This is a genomic window from Stenotrophomonas sp. SrG, assembly GCF_050031795.1.
Classification (GTDB): domain Bacteria; phylum Pseudomonadota; class Gammaproteobacteria; order Xanthomonadales; family Xanthomonadaceae; genus Stenotrophomonas; species Stenotrophomonas rhizophila_A.
This window is the reverse complement of sequence record NZ_JBNBBE010000286.1, coordinates 1-269: the sequence shown is the minus strand read 5'-3', so window position 1 is coordinate 269 and position 269 is coordinate 1. Positions and strand designations below refer to the sequence as shown.

The window sequence follows — 269 nt, the reverse complement described above, 5'->3', positions numbered from 1 at the left end:
CTGGGCGATCTTTTCCACGATCTCGCTCGTGTTGCCGCTGCGCGCGCCGGCCAGTACCAGCAGGGGACCTTCGCTGTGCAGCACTGCCGCGCGTTGGGGGGGATTGAGTCCGTGCATGCCTTCTCCGTGGGGGCCGCATTGTAACGGGCGGCGGGCCGCGCTGGCCGGCTGGACCGGGCACCGCCGCAGGCGCAACCCCAGGCCGTCTGTGACCCGGATCACAGTCCCGCAACCAGCCGAGGACGCGCATTAGAATGTACCGAAGGCCA

Annotated in this window: 1 protein-coding gene; it reads right to left on the bottom strand. The window is 69.1% G+C overall.

Going from position 1 to position 269, the window contains the following annotated elements; all coding sequences use genetic code 11:
• On the bottom strand, positions 1-117 hold a 117-nt coding region (locus tag ACQG3P_RS19865), incomplete at its 3' end, for a UvrD-helicase domain-containing protein (RefSeq protein WP_426806006.1).
• Between the last annotated feature and the right edge of the window lie 152 nt (positions 118-269).